16 protein-coding genes are annotated in these 17,261 nt (G+C 68.5%); 9 read left to right on the top strand and 7 right to left on the bottom strand.

The features are described 5' to 3' along the window. Nucleotide 1: 1 nt before the first annotated feature. Genes OPU70_RS06790 through OPU70_RS06780 form a run of 3 tightly spaced genes read right to left on the bottom strand, consistent with a single transcriptional unit; the run spans nt 2 to nt 1,816 of the window. Entirely contained in the window at nt 2-811 is an 810-nt protein-coding gene (locus OPU70_RS06790) for an HAD-IIA family hydrolase (protein ID WP_042541273.1), read from the bottom strand. Nucleotides 812-866: 55 nt separating this feature from the next. Further along, on the bottom strand, nt 867-1,499 hold the full coding sequence (locus OPU70_RS06785; RefSeq protein ID WP_042541275.1) for a metal-dependent transcriptional regulator: 633 nt from the start codon (nt 1,497-1,499) through the stop codon (nt 867-869). Nucleotides 1,500-1,513: 14 nt separating this feature from the next. Beyond that, on the bottom strand, nt 1,514-1,816 hold the full coding sequence (locus tag OPU70_RS06780; RefSeq protein WP_042541277.1) for a hypothetical protein: 303 nt from the start codon (nt 1,814-1,816) through the stop codon (nt 1,514-1,516). A 157-nt stretch (nt 1,817-1,973) separates the two neighbouring features. Here OPU70_RS06780 and OPU70_RS06775 point away from each other — a divergent pair, with 157 nt between their 5' ends. After that, nucleotides 1,974-4,535, top strand: coding sequence for a rhamnogalacturonan lyase (locus OPU70_RS06775; protein ID WP_498557388.1), 2,562 nt, complete (start codon nt 1,974-1,976; stop codon nt 4,533-4,535). 122 nt (nt 4,536-4,657) lie between these two features. On the opposite strand, the gene OPU70_RS06770 is transcribed toward OPU70_RS06775, so the two are convergent. Further along, nucleotides 4,658-5,947, bottom strand: a complete 1,290-nt coding sequence (locus tag OPU70_RS06770) for an Nramp family divalent metal transporter (protein ID WP_309691697.1) — start codon at nt 5,945-5,947, stop codon at nt 4,658-4,660. Between the two features lie 70 nt (nt 5,948-6,017). Between OPU70_RS06770 and OPU70_RS06765 the strand changes: the two genes are divergently transcribed. Both OPU70_RS06765 and OPU70_RS06760 read left to right on the top strand, forming a co-directional pair. Next, complete coding sequence (locus OPU70_RS06765; protein ID WP_194285970.1) at nt 6,018-6,677, top strand: TrmH family RNA methyltransferase; 660 nt, start codon at nt 6,018-6,020, stop codon at nt 6,675-6,677. A 70-nt stretch (nt 6,678-6,747) separates the two neighbouring features. Beyond that, a complete protein-coding gene (locus tag OPU70_RS06760; RefSeq protein WP_153302259.1) occupies nt 6,748-7,215 on the top strand; it encodes a VOC family protein in 468 nt (155 codons plus the stop codon). Between the two features lie 2 nt (nt 7,216-7,217). Here the strand turns inward: OPU70_RS06760 and OPU70_RS06755 are convergent, their stop codons facing one another. Then, complete coding sequence (locus OPU70_RS06755; protein WP_498557387.1) at nt 7,218-8,537, bottom strand: MATE family efflux transporter; 1,320 nt, start codon at nt 8,535-8,537, stop codon at nt 7,218-7,220. Nucleotides 8,538-8,651: 114 nt separating this feature from the next. Between OPU70_RS06755 and OPU70_RS06750 the strand changes: the two genes are divergently transcribed. The 4 genes from OPU70_RS06750 (at nt 8,652) to OPU70_RS06735 (ending at nt 12,777) form a co-directional block, all read left to right on the top strand. Continuing rightward, complete coding sequence (locus OPU70_RS06750) at nt 8,652-9,209, top strand: DnaJ family domain-containing protein (protein ID WP_498557386.1); 558 nt, start codon at nt 8,652-8,654, stop codon at nt 9,207-9,209. 63 nt (nt 9,210-9,272) lie between these two features. Then, nucleotides 9,273-11,237: a M13 family metallopeptidase gene (locus OPU70_RS06745; protein WP_498557385.1), complete on the top strand. Its 1,965-nt coding sequence runs from the start codon at nt 9,273-9,275 to the stop codon at nt 11,235-11,237. A 179-nt stretch (nt 11,238-11,416) separates the two neighbouring features. After that, nucleotides 11,417-12,340, top strand: a complete 924-nt coding sequence (locus OPU70_RS06740) for a serine hydrolase (RefSeq protein WP_498557384.1) — start codon at nt 11,417-11,419, stop codon at nt 12,338-12,340. A 41-nt stretch (nt 12,341-12,381) separates the two neighbouring features. Next, nucleotides 12,382-12,777 carry a hypothetical protein gene (locus tag OPU70_RS06735; RefSeq protein WP_042541290.1) on the top strand — a complete coding sequence of 132 codons (396 nt, stop codon included), beginning with the start codon at nt 12,382-12,384 and terminating at the stop codon, nt 12,775-12,777. 19 nt (nt 12,778-12,796) lie between these two features. On the opposite strand, the gene OPU70_RS06730 is transcribed toward OPU70_RS06735, so the two are convergent. Together OPU70_RS06730 and OPU70_RS06725 are read right to left on the bottom strand one after the other, a co-directional pair. Continuing rightward, nucleotides 12,797-14,239, bottom strand: coding sequence for an MFS transporter (locus tag OPU70_RS06730; RefSeq protein ID WP_042541292.1), 1,443 nt, complete (start codon nt 14,237-14,239; stop codon nt 12,797-12,799). 57 nt (nt 14,240-14,296) lie between these two features. Beyond that, entirely contained in the window at nt 14,297-15,760 is a 1,464-nt protein-coding gene (locus OPU70_RS06725; RefSeq protein WP_498557383.1) for a peptide MFS transporter, read from the bottom strand. 42 nt (nt 15,761-15,802) lie between these two features. Here OPU70_RS06725 and OPU70_RS06720 point away from each other — a divergent pair, with 42 nt between their 5' ends. Continuing rightward, on the top strand, nt 15,803-16,426 hold the full coding sequence (locus OPU70_RS06720; protein WP_079113688.1) for a hypothetical protein: 624 nt from the start codon (nt 15,803-15,805) through the stop codon (nt 16,424-16,426). 50 nt (nt 16,427-16,476) lie between these two features. Further along, entirely contained in the window at nt 16,477-17,166 is a 690-nt protein-coding gene (locus OPU70_RS06715) for a GNAT family N-acetyltransferase (RefSeq protein WP_042541296.1), read from the top strand. The last annotated feature ends 95 nt before the right edge of the window (nt 17,167-17,261 follow it).

Genomic DNA, 17,261 nt, shown 5'->3' with positions numbered 1-17,261 from the left:
GTCAGTCCTCGTCGAGCGTCGGAATCGACTCGGTGACCGTCGGCAGCAGATCGGCGACCGAGTCGACGATCTCGTCGGGGCGGAACGGGTACTTCTCGACCTCGGCCTCGTCGCTGATACCCGTCATGACGAGCACGGTGTGCAGCCCCGCCTCGATGCCGGCGATGATGTCGGTGTCCATGCGGTCGCCGATCATGCCGGTCTTCTTCGAGTGCGCGCCGATCTTGTTGAGGGCCGAGCGGAACATCATCGGGTTCGGCTTGCCGACGACATACGGCTCCTTGCCCGTGGCCTTGGTGATCAGGGCGGCGATCGCGCCCGTCGCCGGCATCACACCGTCGGCTGACGGCCCGGTGGCATCCGGGTTCGTGACGATGAAGCGCGCGCCCTTGATGATGAGCCGGATCGCCTTGGTGATCGCCTCGAACGAGTAGTTGCGGGTCTCGCCGACGACCACGAAGTCGGGGTTCGTCTCGGTCATGATGAAGCCGGCCTCGTGCAGAGCCGTGAGGATGCCCGCCTCGCCGATCACGAAGGCAGAGCCGCCGGGCAGCTGCTGCGCGAGGAAGTCGGCCGTCGCCAGTGCCGAGGTCCAGATCCGCTCCTCGGGCACGATGAGCCCGCTGGCGCGGAGGCGGGCCGACAGGTCACGCGCCGTGAAGATCGAGTTGTTCGTCAGCACGAGGTAGGGGATCTCGTTCTGCTCCCATCCTGCGAGCAGCTCGGACGCTCCGGGGATGGCATCGTTCTCATGAACGAGCACGCCGTCCATGTCGGTCAGCCAGCATTCGATGTTGTCGCGGTGTGCCATGTGCACAGCCTATGCGGCGGCGGTTACGGGCAGGTGTCAGGTTCTGACGAGGTTCTCAGGCGCTGAGCCAGACGACCTGTGCGGCGCCGTCGGGGAGCTCGGTCGCGGTGCCCTCGAGCTCGATGCCCGTGGGGGTGGTCGTGATGTTCGCGGCGACGGTGACGCCCGCCCCCTCGAGAGCACGCAGCAGTTCCGGGTCTCGGTCATCGACGCGCAGCACGCGTCCGACGTGCCCCGACGGCGCATCGGCGAGAAGCACGAAGGGCTCGCGTTCGACGACGCCTGCGGCATCGGGGATCGCGTCGCCGTGCGGGTCGAACCGCGGGCGTCCGAGGCGTGCGTCGATGCCCTCGAGCAGACGGTCGCTGATCGTGTGCTCGAGCACCTCGGCTTCGTCGTGCACCTCGTCCCATCCGTAGCCGAACTCCTGCACCAGCCAGGTCTCGATCAGGCGGTGTCGACGCACCATGGCCAGAGCTCGCTGCGTGCCGGCATCCGTCAGCCGCACCGCGCCGTAGGGCACGTGCGAGACGAGCCCGGCGGCGGCGAGCTTCTTGACCATCTCGGTCACCGACGACGGGGCGATGCCCAGCTTCGCCGCGAGCACCGAGGGGGTGATCGGCGCGTCCTGCCATTCGGTGTGCGCGTAGACGGTCTTCAGGTAGTCGTCTGCTGCAGGGGATGCCACGGGTCCAGCCTAGATCAGGGGTTCGCGACGTCGACGAGGATCCCGAAGGCGACCTGGCCCGCGAAGAAGATGATGAGGAACCCGAGCAGGGCGGCGAAGAGCGAGAGCCGACCGTCGAAGCCTTCGATCTCGGCGATGCCGATCTTGCGCGCGCGGAAGGCCAGCACGAGGGTCGCGATGCCCAGGGCGAGCTGCACCCAGGGGCCGCCGAAGGGCAGCACGGTGGGGAAGGCGACGAGCAGCCCGCCGATCACGCCGGTCGCGATGCCGATCCAGGTGAGGATGCGGACGTTGCGGCGCGCGGTTTCGGCAGACATCCTTCGAGCCTAACCGTCGGAGCACTCCGCCGCGCACGCTGTGAATCGTGTCAATCGGCCCGGATTCCTTGACGGGGACGAGCTCTGCGGGTAGCTTCGACCGGGCACGGGAAAACGCTATCCGAGCGGGCGCCATGCCCAGAGAAGGATTTCGACGATGAATATCCGACACCAATCGTTCCGCGCCGTCGTGGCGGTGGCCGCAGTCGGCTGCCTCCTCGTGGGAGGCGCGCAGAGTGCGACGGCGGCGTCGCCCACAGCGCCGACGGCCGGTCGCCATGACTCGGGGCCGAAGACGCCACAGCTCGAGACGCTCGACCGCGGTCTTGTCGCCGTCTCGACCGCCGACGGGGTCTTCCTCAGCTGGAGACTGCTCGCCACCGAGGCGAGCGGTGCGACCGCCACCGGGCTCGCGGGTCCCGACTTCGCCGTCTACCGCGACGGAGCGAAGATCGCCACGATCACCGACAGCACGAACTTCGCGGATGCCGACGGCGCGGCCGCATCGCAGTACTCCGTGGTCCCGGTGGTGAACGGCGTCGAGCTGACGGCATCCGCTTCGCCGTCCGTGTCTGCGTGGGCTGAGGGGCACTACGACCTTCCGCTGCAGAAGCCCGCCGACGGAGTCACACCGAAGGGCGAGGCCTACACCTACTCGGCCAACGATGTGTCGGTCGGCGACGTCGACGGCGACGGGCAGTACGAGTACGTCGTGAAGTGGGATCCCTCGAACTCGAAGGACGTCTCGCAGCGCGGCTACACGGGCCCCGTCTACCTCGACACCTACGAGCTTGACGGCACGCTGCTCAATCGCCTCGATCTCGGCGTGAACATCCGCGCCGGTGCGCACTACACGCAGTTCCTCGTCTACGACTTCGACGGCGACGGACGCTCCGAGACGATGCTGAAGACGGCCCCTGGCACGAAGTCCGTGCAGTACACCGCCGACGGCAGCGTCGCGAGCGAGTCGTACATCACGCTGCCGAAGGACGACCGCAAGGCGGGCTACTCGAACGACGACGACTACCGACTCAGCGCCGCGGACTACGAGCAGCACCTCGTCGAGATGTTCCTCGGCTGGAGTGAGCGGGAGGAGGTCGTGTCGGGTCAGTGGCCGGCCACTCTCGAAGAGGCGTGGGGCATGCCCGTCACGCACGAGTATCCGCTCTCTCCCGAGTCGGCGCAGGAGCTCGCCACGACCTTCATCGACGTGTACGCGCCCGGTCGCAGCGCTCGCAACCTGCTGCGAGAGTTCGAGGGCTTCATCGTCGACGGACCCGAGTACCTCACCGTCTTCGACAGCGCGACGGGCAAGGAGCTGCAGACCATCCCGTATCCGACCGAGCGCGGCGACGACGGCCTGCTGTGGGGCGACTACGCGATGTCGCGCATCGAGCCGGGCAACCGCGTCGACCGCTTCCTCGCGGGAGTCGGATACCTCGACGGCCAGCATCCGTCCGCCGTCTTCGCCCGCGGCTACTACACACGTACGACCGTCGCGGCCTTCGACTGGGACGGCAAGCGGCTGAAGGCCCGCTGGGATGTCGACAGCGGCCACGTGCCCCTGACGAACCCGTTCAACGACTCGCCGCACGGCCGCGACGGCAGTGACCCCAAGTTCGGCACGATCACGACGCAGGGCGATCACTCGCTGAGCTTCGCCGACGTGGATGGCGACGGCAGGCAGGAGCTCGTCTACGGTTCCGCGACGATCGACGACGACGGCAGCCTGCTGTACAGCTCGTTCGACGTGCTCCCCGGGGGCAGTGCGGATCCCGGAGCATCGGTGCGCCTGGGACACGGCGACGCGATGCACGTGACCGACATCGATCCGAGCCGCCCGGGTGCGGAGATCTGGACGGCACATGAGGGTGCGACCAGCGCGCCGTACGGGTCGGTGATGCGCGACGCCGCCACGGGAGAGTCCCTCTTCGGCGCCTACTCGGGCCGAGACACGGGTCGGGCGATGATCGGCGACGTGCGGCCGGACGTGCCCGGCATCGAGGTGTGGTCGAGCATGCCGGGCGGCACGGAGGGCAGCGGTCTGCTCAGTGCGACGGGCGAGGTGCTGCAGGCGCAGACGCCCGGCACGAACATGTCGATCCGCTGGGCGGGCGACCTGACGACGGAGCTCGTCAACGGCAGCGGCGACCAGACGCCGACCATCGACGACTGGACGCGAGGCACTGTGCTCACCGCGACGGGTACGCTCACCAACAACGGCACGAAGGGCAACCCCTCGCTCGTCGCCGATGTGCTGGGCGACTGGCGCGAGGAGCTGCTGGTGCGCACGGCCGACTCGAGCGCGCTGCGGTTCTTCACCACGACCGAGCCCACGGCGCACAAGCTCACGACCCTCATGCACGATGTGCAGTACCGGGCTGAGACCGCGCGTCAGCAGACGACCTACAACCAGCCGGCGTACACCTCGTTCTATCTCGCGAGCGACCTCGACTGGGCGGACGTGCCGGTGCTGACCGCCCCGACGGAGCCGAAGGCGCCGAAGTTCACCGACAAGCCGGGCACCTCTCGCGACGAGGTCAAGGTGCCGACGAACGTGAAGGGCGTCAGCTACTACTTGAACGGCGAGAAGGTCGAATCGCCGGGCGGCAAGGTGCGGGTCACCGGTGAGGTGACCGTCGTGGCGGTGCCGGACGCCGGCTACCGCATCGCCGACGGCGCGACCTCGCGATGGACGGAGAACCTCCGCTCTCGGTGACAGACCGCCGCCCCGAGTCGACTCTTCCCGTGCCGGCTCGGGGCGGTTCTGTGCGCCCTGCGTCTTGCGTCCTGACCTCTGCGTCTTGCGTCCCGGTGCCGGTCTGCTCGAGGGGCTGCGGTTCAGGCTCCGGTGAGCACCAGCCAGAGCAGGGCGCCGTTGAGGGCGATGAGCAGGACGGACGCGATGATGCCGGCCGCCGTCGTCCACAGGCGGTTCGCCCAGACGCCGAGTGTGCGGCGCTGAGCCGTGAGCGCGATGAGCGGGATCAGGGCGAAGGGGATGCCGAACGAGAGCACGACCTGGCTGAGCACGAGGGCGAGCGTCGGATCGAAGCCGATGCCGAGGATCACGAGCGCGGGGATCAGAGTCACCAGCCGACGCGCGAGCAGCGGGATGCGCACGTGCAGCAGTCCGTGCATGATCTCGGCCCCCGCGTAGGCGCCCACCGACGTCGAGGCGAGGCCCGAGGCCAGCAGCCCGACCGCGAAGAACGTCGCGACGACAGGACCGAGCCCTGCGGCCAGCGCGGCGTGCGCGCCTTCGAGCGAGTCGGTGCCCTCGACGCCGGCGAGGTTCGCGGCCGCGAGCAGCAGGATGCCGAGATTCACCGTACCCGCGATGACCATCGCGATCGAGACGTCCCACCGGGTCGCGGTGAGCAGGCGACGGATGCGCGAGGTCTCCGTGCGCACGGCCTCCGTCGGCGCATCGGTCGTCGTCGAGCCGAAGCGGTCTCGGGTGAGCGACGAGTGCGCGTAGATCGCGTGCGGCATGATCGTGGCGCCGAGGATGGATGCGGCGAGCAGCACCGATCCGGTGTCCTCGAAGCGGGGCACGAGGCCGCCGACGATGCTCGAGGCGTCGGGCGGGGCGACGAAGAGGCCCGCGATGAAACCCACGGTGATGATCACCATGAGCGCGATGATCACGAACTCGAAGGGCCGGGGCCCTCGGCGGCTCTGCACCGCCAGCAGGATCATCGACACCGCCCCTGTGATGATCCCGCCGAGCAGCAGGGGGATGTCGAACAGCAGATACAGAGCGACGGCGCCGCCGATGACCTCGGCCAGATCGGTCGCCATCGCGACGAGCTCGGCCTGCAGCCAGTACGCGCGTCGTGCCCATGGGTTCTTCAGTCGCGTTCCCAGCACTTCGGGCAGGCTCTGACCGGTGACGACTCCGAGTTTGGCCGAGAGGTACTGGATCAGCCAGGCCATGATGTTGCCGGCGACCACGACCCACACGAGCAGGTACCCGTACTGAGCGCCCGCGGTCATGTTGCTCGCGACATTGCCCGGATCGAGATACGCGACGCCGGCCACCAGCGCGGGGCCGAGAAGCCAGAGGCTGCGGGGCGCGGTGGCGCGAGCGGTCGGCGCAGCCGTCTCGAGTGCGGAATTTTTAGGCATGCCGAAATCGTAGCGGATCTTTCGGTGTACCTAAATATGTTGTGCGGGGCGCGGCGGATAGCCTGGCGGAATGGAAGAGCAGGCGGCCGCGGATGCAGCAGAGACAGGCGGATCGTCGGCGCAGCCCGGCTACGGAGTGGGGCCGTGGCCCGGAGGCGAGGCGGAATGGCCCGCGGGAGAGCAGTACGACCCTGAGCTGCTGACGGTCGGCGACACGCGCAATGTGATCGATCGCTACCGCTACTGGCGGATGGACGCGATCGTCGCCGACCTCGACACCAGACGGCATCCGTTCCACGTCGCGATCGAGAACTGGCAGCACGACATGAACATCGGCTCGATCGTGCGCAGCGCCAACGCGTTCCTCGCCGACACCGTGCACATCATCGGGCGGCGCCGCTGGAACAGACGGGGCGCCATGGTCACCGACCGCTACCAGCACGTCGTGCACCACGAGGACGTGGAGACGTTCACCGCCTGGGCCGCGGCAGAGGGGCTGCCGGTCATCGCGGTCGACAACGTCGACGGCGCAGTGCCGGTCGACCGCGCCGACCTGCCGCAGCGCTGCGTGCTGCTGTTCGGACAGGAGGGGCCGGGGCTGTCGGATGCCGCGCTCGCCGCGGCGTCGGCCCATATCGAGATCACGCAGTACGGCTCGACGCGATCGATCAACGCCAGCGCGGCAGCCGCCGTGATCATGTACGAGTGGTGCCGGAGGCACGCGGGCTGACAGGTGGGCGGACCCTCTCGACACGGCGGCTGCGCGGGCGTAGCGTGAGTGCCGATCTGAGGAGGTCGACATGGCAGAGATCAGTCGCATCCGCCCGTTCCTCTGGTTCGACGGTCAGGCGCAGGAGGCGATGGAGTACTACGTCTCGGTGTTCCCGAACTCGTCGATCGACCAGGTGGTGCTCTACCCCGACGAGTCGCTCGATCGACACTTCGAAGGGATGACCGGCAAGGTCCTCAACGGCGACTTCACGCTGAACGGCTCGCCGTTCGGATGCCTCGACGGCGGACCTGAGTTCGCGTTCAACGAGTCGATCTCGTTCGTGATCGGATGCGAGGACCAGGCCGAGATCGACCACTACTGGCAGGCGCTCTCGGCCGTGCCGGAGTCGGAGGCGTGCGGCTGGTGCAAGGACAGGTTCGGCGTCAGCTGGCAGGTCGTGCCCGCAGGCCTCGATCTGCTGCAGCAGAGGCCGGAGCAGATCCAGGCGCTCATGCACATGAAGAAGATCGTGATCGCCGAACTCGAGAACGCCTGATCTCAGACCCCGGCAGTGACCCAGCGTCCTGAGCGCACGCGCCAGCCGAGGGTGGCCAGCCGAGCGAGCAGGTACACCCCGAAGAACGCGACAGAGAGCCAGACGAGACCTGCGGCGTCGTCGACGCCGGTCGCGGCGATGACCCACAGCGCCGGGAGGAACGGCAGGAGGTTCAGGCCACCCGCGATCGCGAGATAGCGCGCGTCGTTCGCACCCATCAGCACCCCGTCGAGCACGAAGACGACACCCGCGATCGGCTGCGCGACCGCGAGGATGAGGAGCGCAGGCTGCACGAGCGCGGCGATCGACGGATCGCCCGTGAACACGATGCCGAGCACACCCGAGAGCGCCGCGATGAGCGCGCCGACCACGACGCCGAACCACACGCCCCAGGCGACCGTGCGTCTGAGCACCCGGTGCACCTGCCGTTCGTCGCCCGCGCCGAGCTCCTTGCCGATCAGTGCCTGGGCCGCGATCGCGAGGGCATCCAGTGCGAACGCGGCCGCCGAGAAGATGGTGAAGACGATCTGCCACCCGGCGAGTTCCTCCGTGCCGATGCCCGTGGCGACCGCGACGGTCGCCAACAGCGCAGCCCGCAGGCTCACCGTGCGCAGGAACAGCCAGCCGCCCGAACGCGCAGTGCTGCCCATGCCCGCTCGCTGCGCCATCAGCGACGCATCGTGCTTCGCGGCGAGGCGCCGGATCACCAGCACGTAGGCGCCGACCATGCCCCACTGGGCGACGACCGTGCCGGCCGCCGACCCGGCGATGCCCCAGCCCAGCCCGTAGATGAACAGCACGTTGAGCAGCGCGTTCGCGCCGAAGCCGATGCCGGCGATCCACAGGGGCGTCATGGTGTCCTGCATCCCGCGGAGCAGTCCGGTGGCGGCGAACACGATGAGCATCGCCGGGAGCCCCCACATCGAGACGACCAGATAGGCGTTGGCATCGGCGGCCACGGCCTCGCTCGCGCCGAACAGCGACACGAGCCACGGCGAGGCGACCGCCCCGGCCGCGGCGAGCACGGCCCCGATCGCCAGCGCCAGCCACATGCCGTTGATGCCGACCGAGACGGCCTCGCCCGGCCTGCCGGCGCCGAACAGCCTGGCGACGGCCGGGGTCGTCGAGTAGGCGAGGAAGACCATGAGCCCGACGATCGTCTGCAGCACCGCACCCGCGATGCCGAGCCCGGCGAGCGACGTCGTGCCGAGGTGCCCGACCAGGGCGGCGTCGACGATGAGGAACGCGGGCTCCGCCATCAGGGCGCCGAGCGCGGGGACAGCGAGGCGCAGGATCTCACGATTGAGAGTGCGCTCGGTCATCCTCCGAGCCTATGGGCTGGCGCCGACCTCAGAGCATCCAGCGCGCCCGCACTCGGCCCGCCGGATCCCGTGCAGTCGTACCCTGGAGGAATCCCGGATGCGACGGAGGCGCCCATGACGGATCCACGAGAGGCCGCGGCGAGGTACCGCGCGCGACAGCAGAGTGAGAACGCCGGCGAGGACGCCGAATCCGGCACGGCACCGGGCATCGCCGCAGCCACCGACCGGGCCGCCTTCATCGAGACGGCGATCCAGGTGGCGATCCGCAGGGGCGACTTCGACGATCTCCCCGGAGCCGGCAAGCCGCTCGAGGGTCTCGGCACGCACCACGACCCGGACTGGTGGATCCGGCGCAAGATCGAGCAGGAGAACCTGACTGGTCTCGGCCCGCCCGCCATCCTGCTGCGGACAGAGAACCGAGAGCTCGACGACCAGCTCGACCTGCTCGGTCGCGAGGTCGACGTGCGGGAGGTGCTCGAGGACTTCAACCGTCGGGTCATCGAGGCTCGACGTCAGCTGCAGGGCGGACCGCCCGTCGTGACGGAGCCTCGCGACATCGACGCCGAGGTGGCCGCGTGGGCCGAGCGTCGTGCGGCGCGCCTGGCCGCCCGGCCGACGCCGGAGCCGATCCAGCCGCGCACGCGTCGCTTCGGCATCCGTCGCCGGGGCTGACGTCGGCGAGGACCGCCAGCCCGTTCCCGCCCGAATGTCGGAGCGACGCCTAGGCTGGTCGGCATGACCGACGTGCTTCCCTCTGGCCTTGAGACCTCCGAGTTCAGCTCCGACATCCGCCCGCAGGACGACCTGTACCGCCATGTCAACGGCGCATGGCTCGCCCGCACCGAGATCCCCGGCGACAAGGCGCGCTGGGGCTCGTTCCATCTGCTCGCCGAGCAGGCCGAGAAGGACGTCAGGGCGATCATCGAGGAGTCGCAGGATGCCGAACCGGGCACCCTCGCCCGCAAGATCGGCGACCTGTTCGCGAGCTTCATGGACACCGAGCGCATCGCCGAGGCCGGTGTCACGCCGCTCGCCGAGACCCTCGCCGAGATCGAGGCGATCGATGACATCCCCGCGTTCCTGCGCACCGTCGGCGCCTACGACCGCGACGGTCGCGCGCACCTGATCGGGTTCTACGTCGACGGCGACCCCGGAAACCCCGAGCGCTACCTTCCGGTGATCGTGCAGTCCGGCCTGTCGCTGCCGGACGAGAGCTACTTCAGACTCGACACCTTCGCCGAGACCCGAGCGGCCTACCGCGCCCACCTCGAGCGTCTGCTGGCGCTCGCCGGTGTCGCCGATGCCGCGGGCACCGCCGACCGCTCCATCGCCCTCGAGACCGAGCTCGCGGGCCACCACTGGGACAACGTGCGCAGTCGCGACGCCGTCGCCACCTACAACCTCAAGACATGGGCCGAGATCCAGGAGCTCGCCGGTGTCGACCTCGAGCCGTGGCGCGACTCCGTCGCGCCGGCCCACCCCGAGGCCTTCGCCGAGGTGGTCGTCTCGCAGCCGAGCTTCCTCGAAGGGCTCGGATCGCTGCTCACCCCCGAGCGCCTCGACGACTGGAAGGCCTGGCTGCGCGCGCAGGTCGTTCACGCGGCGGCTCCGTATCTCACCGACGACTTCGTGCAGGAGAACTTCTCGTTCTACGGCACCGAGCTGACCGGCGTCCCCTCGATCCGCGAGCGGTGGAAGCGCGGCGTCTCGGTGACCGAGGGCGCGCTGAGCGAGGCGATCGGCAAGGTGTACGTCGAGCGGCACTACCCGCCGACGGCGAAGGCGGCGATGGACGAGCTCGTCGCGAACCTCATCGAGGCCTATCGGCAGAGCATCACCGACCTCGAGTGGATGACGGCCGAGACCCGCGAGCGAGCTCTCGCCAAGCTCGACTCGTTCACGCCGAAGATCGGCCACCCCGCCGTCTGGCGCGACTATTCGAGCCTCGAGATCGACCGCGCCGACCTGTTCGGCAACGTGCGGCGGGCGGCGATCTTCGAGCACGACCGCAACGTCGCGAAGGTGGGAAAGCCGATCGACCGGGACGAGTGGCACATGCCGCCGCAGATGGTCAACGCGTACTACAACCCGTCGATGAACGAGATCGTGTTCCCGGCGGCGATCCTGCAGTATCCGTTCTTCGATGCGTCGCGTGACGCGGCTGCCAACTACGGCGGGATCGGCGCGGTCATCGGCCATGAGATCGGTCACGGATTCGACGACCAGGGCAGCCGCTACGACGGAGACGGCAAGCTCGAGGACTGGTGGACGGATGCGGATCGCACGGCGTTCGAGCAGCGCACCAAGGCACTGATCGCGCAGTACGACGAGCTCGTGCCCGAAGGCCTCGACGCCGAGCATCACGTCAACGGCGCCCTGACGATCGGCGAGAACATCGGCGACCTGGGCGGCCTCGGCATCGCGCTCAAGGCCTACGAGATCGCGCTCGGCGGAGAGGAGGCCCCGGTCATCGACGGCTACACGGGCGTGCAGCGCCTTCTTCTGTCGTGGGCGCAGGTCTGGCAGCAGAAGAGCCGCGACGCCGAGACACTGCGACTGCTCACGATCGACCCGCACTCGCCGAACGAGTTCCGCTGCAACCAGATCGTCCGCAACATCGACGCCTTCTACGAGGCGTTCGACGTCTCCGAATCCGACGCGCTGTGGCTGCCGCAGGGTTCGCGAGTGACGATCTGGTGAGTCGTTCTCTATAACCGATCAGGTGTCGACGGGTGCCCTGCTGTCTCCTGGATGACGATCTGATGACCGTATACCGGAGTATGTAGGGCATCCTCACCTGACGGGGTTACGATATCGGTGCTGCGGAGGATGGACACCGCAGCATCCCGCCAATCCAACCCCCCTATTAAGGATCACGCGTGGGTGCTTCCGAGCCTGCCGACGGCCCGCCACTGGCCTCGCTGCGCCGCTCTCAGCGGCCCAGCCGACGCTTGCCGCGTCGTGCGGCCTCGGGGCGGCGGTCGTTCACTTCGACCCTCCGGGCGCTCGAACAGCTCGCGGACGCGGGCGCGCAGGTGTCGGTTCATGTCGTCGATCTCGACAACCACGCGCATGTCCTCTCCGGTGATGACCATGTGACCATGCCTGTCGCGGGGCTCGGGGTCGTACCGCTGCTGATCGAGGTGGCGGCAGCGTTCGATGCAGGCACCCTCGACCCGCTCGAGATCGTCGAGCGCACCGCCGTCGAGTCGGTGTCGACCTCGGGTCTCTGGCGACACCTGCATGCGCCCGCACTGCCGCTCGAAGATCTCGCCGTGCTCGCGGCGACAGCCGGTGACCCGATCGCGGTCAACGCCCTGCTGCAGCGGGTCGGTCACGATCGCGTGCGTGAGCGTATCGAGGCCCTCGGACTCCGCCGCACAGCCCTTCTCGATCGATTCCGCGACGAGCGCGGTCCCGACGACGCGCCCCAGGTCGCCGTGGGTTCCGCGCGCGAATTCGCCGGACTCTTCTCGGCACTCGTGAACTCGCAGGTGGTGGGCGCCTCGGTGAGCGCTCAGGTGTCCGAGTGGCTCAGTCTGAACCAGGACCTGAGCCTGGTGGCCTCGTCGACGGGCCTCGATCCCTTCGCTCACGACCACGACGCCCACGGTCTGCTGTTCATCAACAAGACCGGGCGCGATCGCGGCGTGAGGGCAGAGGCGGGAGTCCTCGCCGGGCCGCGCGCCGGCGTCGCCTATTCCCTGATCGTCTGCTTCGACGACCTGTCGATCACGCACCGGCTTCGTGCACACGATGCCTTCCGCGTGCTCGGGGTCGAGCTCATGGAGTACACGCACTGAGCTCACGGGCGCCCTCGCCCCGGCGTCGCTAGCCTGGAGGCATGCCCCGCCCCGATTGGACTCCGCACCGCCGTGACGACGGCGAGCTGCTCGGATGGATCCACCCCGACGGCGACGACTGGGTGGCCGTCGACGTGCTGGGTCGCCCGGTCTCCGCTCCCACCGAGTGGCTCGACGCCGAGACCGCGCTCGAGGAGCGGGGGATCGGCTGGCTCGCCGATCCGTGGATGCTCGAGGGTGAAGCCGACAGGCCCCTTCGCGTGCGCATCCTCGAGGTCACTCCCGACGACGAAGGCGTTCCCGGACGCATCGTCGTGAAGATCGACGACTTCGGCGACATGGCGCGTCCGCCCGTGCAGCAGTACGTGCTCGAGTGGCCGATCCCCGCGCGGTTGCGAGCGCCGACGACGGGCGATCCCGATCCGCGCGTGCTCTGATCGCGATCCGGGCTGACGGCTAGCCGGGCAGCGACGGATGCTGCTCTGCTGCACGCTGCCGGGGGATGAACAGCGACAGGACCAGAGCGACGATCCCGGCCCCGATCGCCAGCCAGAAGCACAGATCGAACGCCGCCCGCGTGGGCACCGAGACTCCGCCGACGTCGATGCTCATGGCGGCGAGCACCCCGCCCATCACGGCGGACGCACTCGACGTGCCGATCGAGCGGAAGAGCGCGTTCAGTCCGTTCGAGGCGCCCGTCTCGTTCGCGGGCACCGATCGCATGATGATCATCGGCATGGCGGCGAACGTGAATCCGATGCCGACGCCGATCAGCAGGTTGCCGACGAGGATGTGCCAGACCTCGCTCGACCACAGCAGCACGAACACGTAGGCGAGCACGATCGCCGCAGCGCCGACGCTGAACAGCGGGCGAGGCCCGACGGTGCGCTCGAGCCAGCCAGACAACGGCGAGATCACCATCATCACGAGACCCGCCGGCATGATCACGAGTGCGGCAGAGACCATGTCGAGTCCGAAGCCCGCACCGGAGGCGGTCGGGCCCTCGAGCAGCTGCGGGAAAGTCACGTTCGACGCGAACAGGGCGAAGCCCATGCCGATCGCGGCGATGTTGGTGAACAGCACGGCGGGGCGGGCAGCGACGCGCAGATCGAGCAGCGGATCCTTCGTGCGCAGCTGATACCACCCCCACACCAGCAGCACCCCCACGCCTCCGATGATGCATGTGAGGGTCAGCGGTGCCGTCCAGCCCCACTCCGCGCCGCGCGAGACGAACAGCAGGATGCCGGTGAGGCCGATCGCGAGTCCGATCGCGCCGATCACGTCGAGGCGCCCGGGGAACCGCAGCACATCCTCGGGGATCACGAGCAGCACGAGGGCGAGGCCGATGACGCCGAGAGCGGCCGCGAGCCAGAACAGCCAGTGCCAGTCGGCGTTCACCGCGAGCAGGGCGGCCACCGGCATCCCGATCGCACCGCCCACGCCCATCGTCGCGCTCATCAGGGCGACGGCGGTGCCCAGGCGTTCGGGCGGCAGCACGTCGCGCATGATGGCGATGCCCAGCGGGACCACACCGGTCACCGCCCCCTGCAGCGCCCGGCCGATGATCACGCCGACGATCGAGCCAGACAGCGCGGCGATCAGCGACCCGAGGATCAGCAGTCCGAGCAGCACGATCACGACGCGGCGCTTGCCGTACATGTCGCCCAGTCGGCCCGAGATGGGAGTGGCGACCGCGGCGACGAGCAGCGTGATCGTGACGACCCAGGTGGTGTCCTCGCGGGATGCGTTCAGCAGGTGAGGAAGCTCGGCCTGCAGCGGCACGACCAGTGTGAACATGAACGACGAGCAGAGACCGGCGAACGCCAGCACCGCGACGATCGCCCATTTCGGTGATGTCCGGGAGAGTCTTCTGCGCGCGCGATCATCGTTCTCTCCCATCGCTTCAGGCTATCGGCGTCTGAGACACTCGAGGCGCGTGCCCGCGTGCTGCGATCGTCAGCTCACGCCCTTCATCAGTCGCAGCACCGGCTTGACGGCGACGAGCAGTCCGAGGCCGACCACGATCGCGATGGCGCCGAGGATCGAGAAGTAGGGCACCTCGTTCTTCGGGTCGTAGAACTGCACGAGCCAGCCCGAGATCGCCGTGCCCAGCGCGATCGACAGGAAGAACAGCGCGACCATCTGGGTGTGGAAGACCTTCGGGGCGAGCTTCGTGGTGACAGACAGCCCGACCGGCGAGATCAGCAGCTCGGCGACCGTGAACACGAACAGGATGCCGATGATGGCGATCAACGGGGTGGAGTTGGCGCCACCGCCCGCGAACGGCAGGAACAGCAGGAACGCCGCCCCCATGATGATCGCGCCGAGTGCGAACTTGACCGGCGTCGAGGGCTGACGGCGGCCGAGGCGGGTCCAGATCGCCGCGAAGACGCCGGACAGGATGATGATGAACACGGGATTGATCGACTGCACCCACGAGACGGGCATCTCGAATCCGAAGATGTTGCGGTCGAGGCGCTCGTCGGAGTAGACCGTGAGCACGGTGAACTGCTGCTGGTACAGCGACCAGAACGCGACACTCGTGACGAAGAGCGGCAGGAATCCCCAGACGCGCGAGCGCTCGGTGCCGTCGATCCGGCGGCTGCTGAGGATGACCGCGAAGTACGCCACCGTCGCGACGATCGTTCCGATGATCACGATGGACGCCAGGTTGTCGGCCCTGACCACGCCGACGAGCACCAGCACCGCGATGAGGGCGACGGCGGCGACCGCGATGATCGCGACGAGCGGGTAGCGCGAGGAGGGCAGCGGGTTCGGCACGCGTCGTGCCTCATCCGGCAGCGCCTTGCGGCCGAAGGAGTACTGCACGAGTCCGAGCGTCATGCCGATCGCGGCGAGCCCGAAGCCGTAGTGGAATCCGAGGGTCGACTGCAGGATGCCGGTGAGGATCGGACCCATGAAGGCGCCGAGGTTGATGCCGAGGTAGAACAGTGAGAATCCGGCATCCCGACGGGTGTCGTCTGCGCTGTAGAGGGTGCCGACGACGGAGGTCGCGTTCGCCTTCAGGCCGCCCGAGCCGAGCGCGACGAGCACGAGGCCGACCCCTACGCCGATGAATCCGGGGAGAAGGGCGAGGGCGACGTGCCCTGCGACGATCACGATCGCGCTGAGGAACAGCACACGTTCCGAGCCCAGCATCCGGTCGGCGATCCAGGCGCCGAGGATCGTCGAGAGGTAGACCGACCCGCCGTAGGCGCCGACGATCCCGCCGGCGACGGCCTGGGAGAGTCCGAGACCCCCCTCGGTGACCGAGAAGTACAGGTAGATGAGCAGGATGCCCTGCATGCCGTAGAAGCTGAACCGCTCCCACATCTCGACGCCGAAGATGTGGACGAGTGCCCAGGGCTGCCCGAAGAATCGGGTGTCGGACTTCTCGGCCGTCGTGTCGCTGGTTGCCATTCCTCCACGGTACGCCCGGTCGCGTCGTGGTTCGATATGCAGATGAGCGTCGACTTCGAGCAGCATCCCGCCGACACCCCGTTCCACCGCAGGCTCGTCTACGGAGAACGCCCGGACGGTGCGTGGATGACGCACGGGCCTGCCAACGCCTACGAGTCGGTCGTCATGCGTCCGCTCGAGCCGATGCTGGTGCCCGAGAAGCCGCGCAACGGGGAGCTCGATCCCGAGAACTGCGGCTCGTGCAAGCCCGATGAGCACACGATCTGGCACGACGACCTGTGGCAGGTGCGGGCCGGATGGGAGCCGGGCGGGCTTCCGTTCATCGGGGCGATCGCCCCGCGCGAGCACTGGCTGCTCGAAGACGCTCCCGTCGAGGTCCTTGCCGCGCTCGGGCCGTTGATGCAGCGGATCTCGGAGGCCGTGAAGAGCATCCCCGGTGTTGCGCGGTGTCACTTCAGCAGGTTCAACGACGGTTCGGCGCACCTTCACCTCTGGGCTTTCGCCCGGCCTGCCGGGATGATGCAGGGCCGAGGCGCGGTGCTCTCGTACTGGGACGGGATGCTCCCCGAGATGACCGAGGAGATGATGAACGAGTTCCTCGAGATCGTCGCCGCGTCGCTCGCCGCTGGGGGAGGTACGGCCTTTCCGGAGCGCGGGCGAGCCTGAGCAGCCGTGTTCGATTCCGATATCTGCGACCGGAGGGGCAGACTGGGGGCGTGCGAACCATCCGTGATCTGGACACCGTTGAACTCATCATCGCCGCGCAGGGCCTGCTCGACTCCATCCGCGGCCCCGAGCGCGTGATCGACGCCGGCACTCTGCGAGCTCTTCAGCAGTCGGGCAACTACGTCGTCGGACTCTTCGATGCCGAGGACGGGGAAGAGCGGATGGTGGGGGCCTCGATCGCCTTCTTCGGCGCCCCCGGACGCCGGGCGATGCACTCGCACATCACGGCGTTGCTGCCCGAATACCGCGGACGCGGCTGGGGACGAGAGCTCAAAGAGCACCAGCGCCAATGGGCGTTCTCGCGGGACGTCGGTCGCATCACCTGGACGTTCGATCCGCTGGTCGCCCGCAACGCGCACTTCTTCCTCACAGTGCTCGGTGCCCGCGTGACCGGGTACTCGGTGAACCGCTACGGCATCTTCGGCGGAGGCGATGCCGGAGACGAGAGCGACCGGCTCGACGTCGAATGGGCGCTCGCCGACATCGCCAAGTCGCCGGCATCCGACGAGGTTGTGGAGACGCTGGAGATCCCGAGCGACATCGAGAGCATCCGCGTCGAGGATCCGGATGCTGCGCACGAATGGCGCACCCGTCTGCGTGCGCAGATGGAGGGTCTGCTGAGCAGCGGCCTGACGCTCTCGGGGTTCGATGTCGAGAAGGGCTACCTCTTCACGGCCTGAGGGCTCGGACAGACCTGGCCAGGGTCCTGAGGCGAACCGGTCGCGGATAAGATTGATGTGCCCGTGATCACGGGCTTTCCCGCATGCGACCATTG

The sequence above is a fragment of the Microbacterium sp. SWDP-B6 genome, assembly GCF_059803615.1.
The sequence above is the reverse complement of the archived record's forward strand: the minus strand, read 5'-3'. Positions and strand labels throughout refer to the sequence as shown.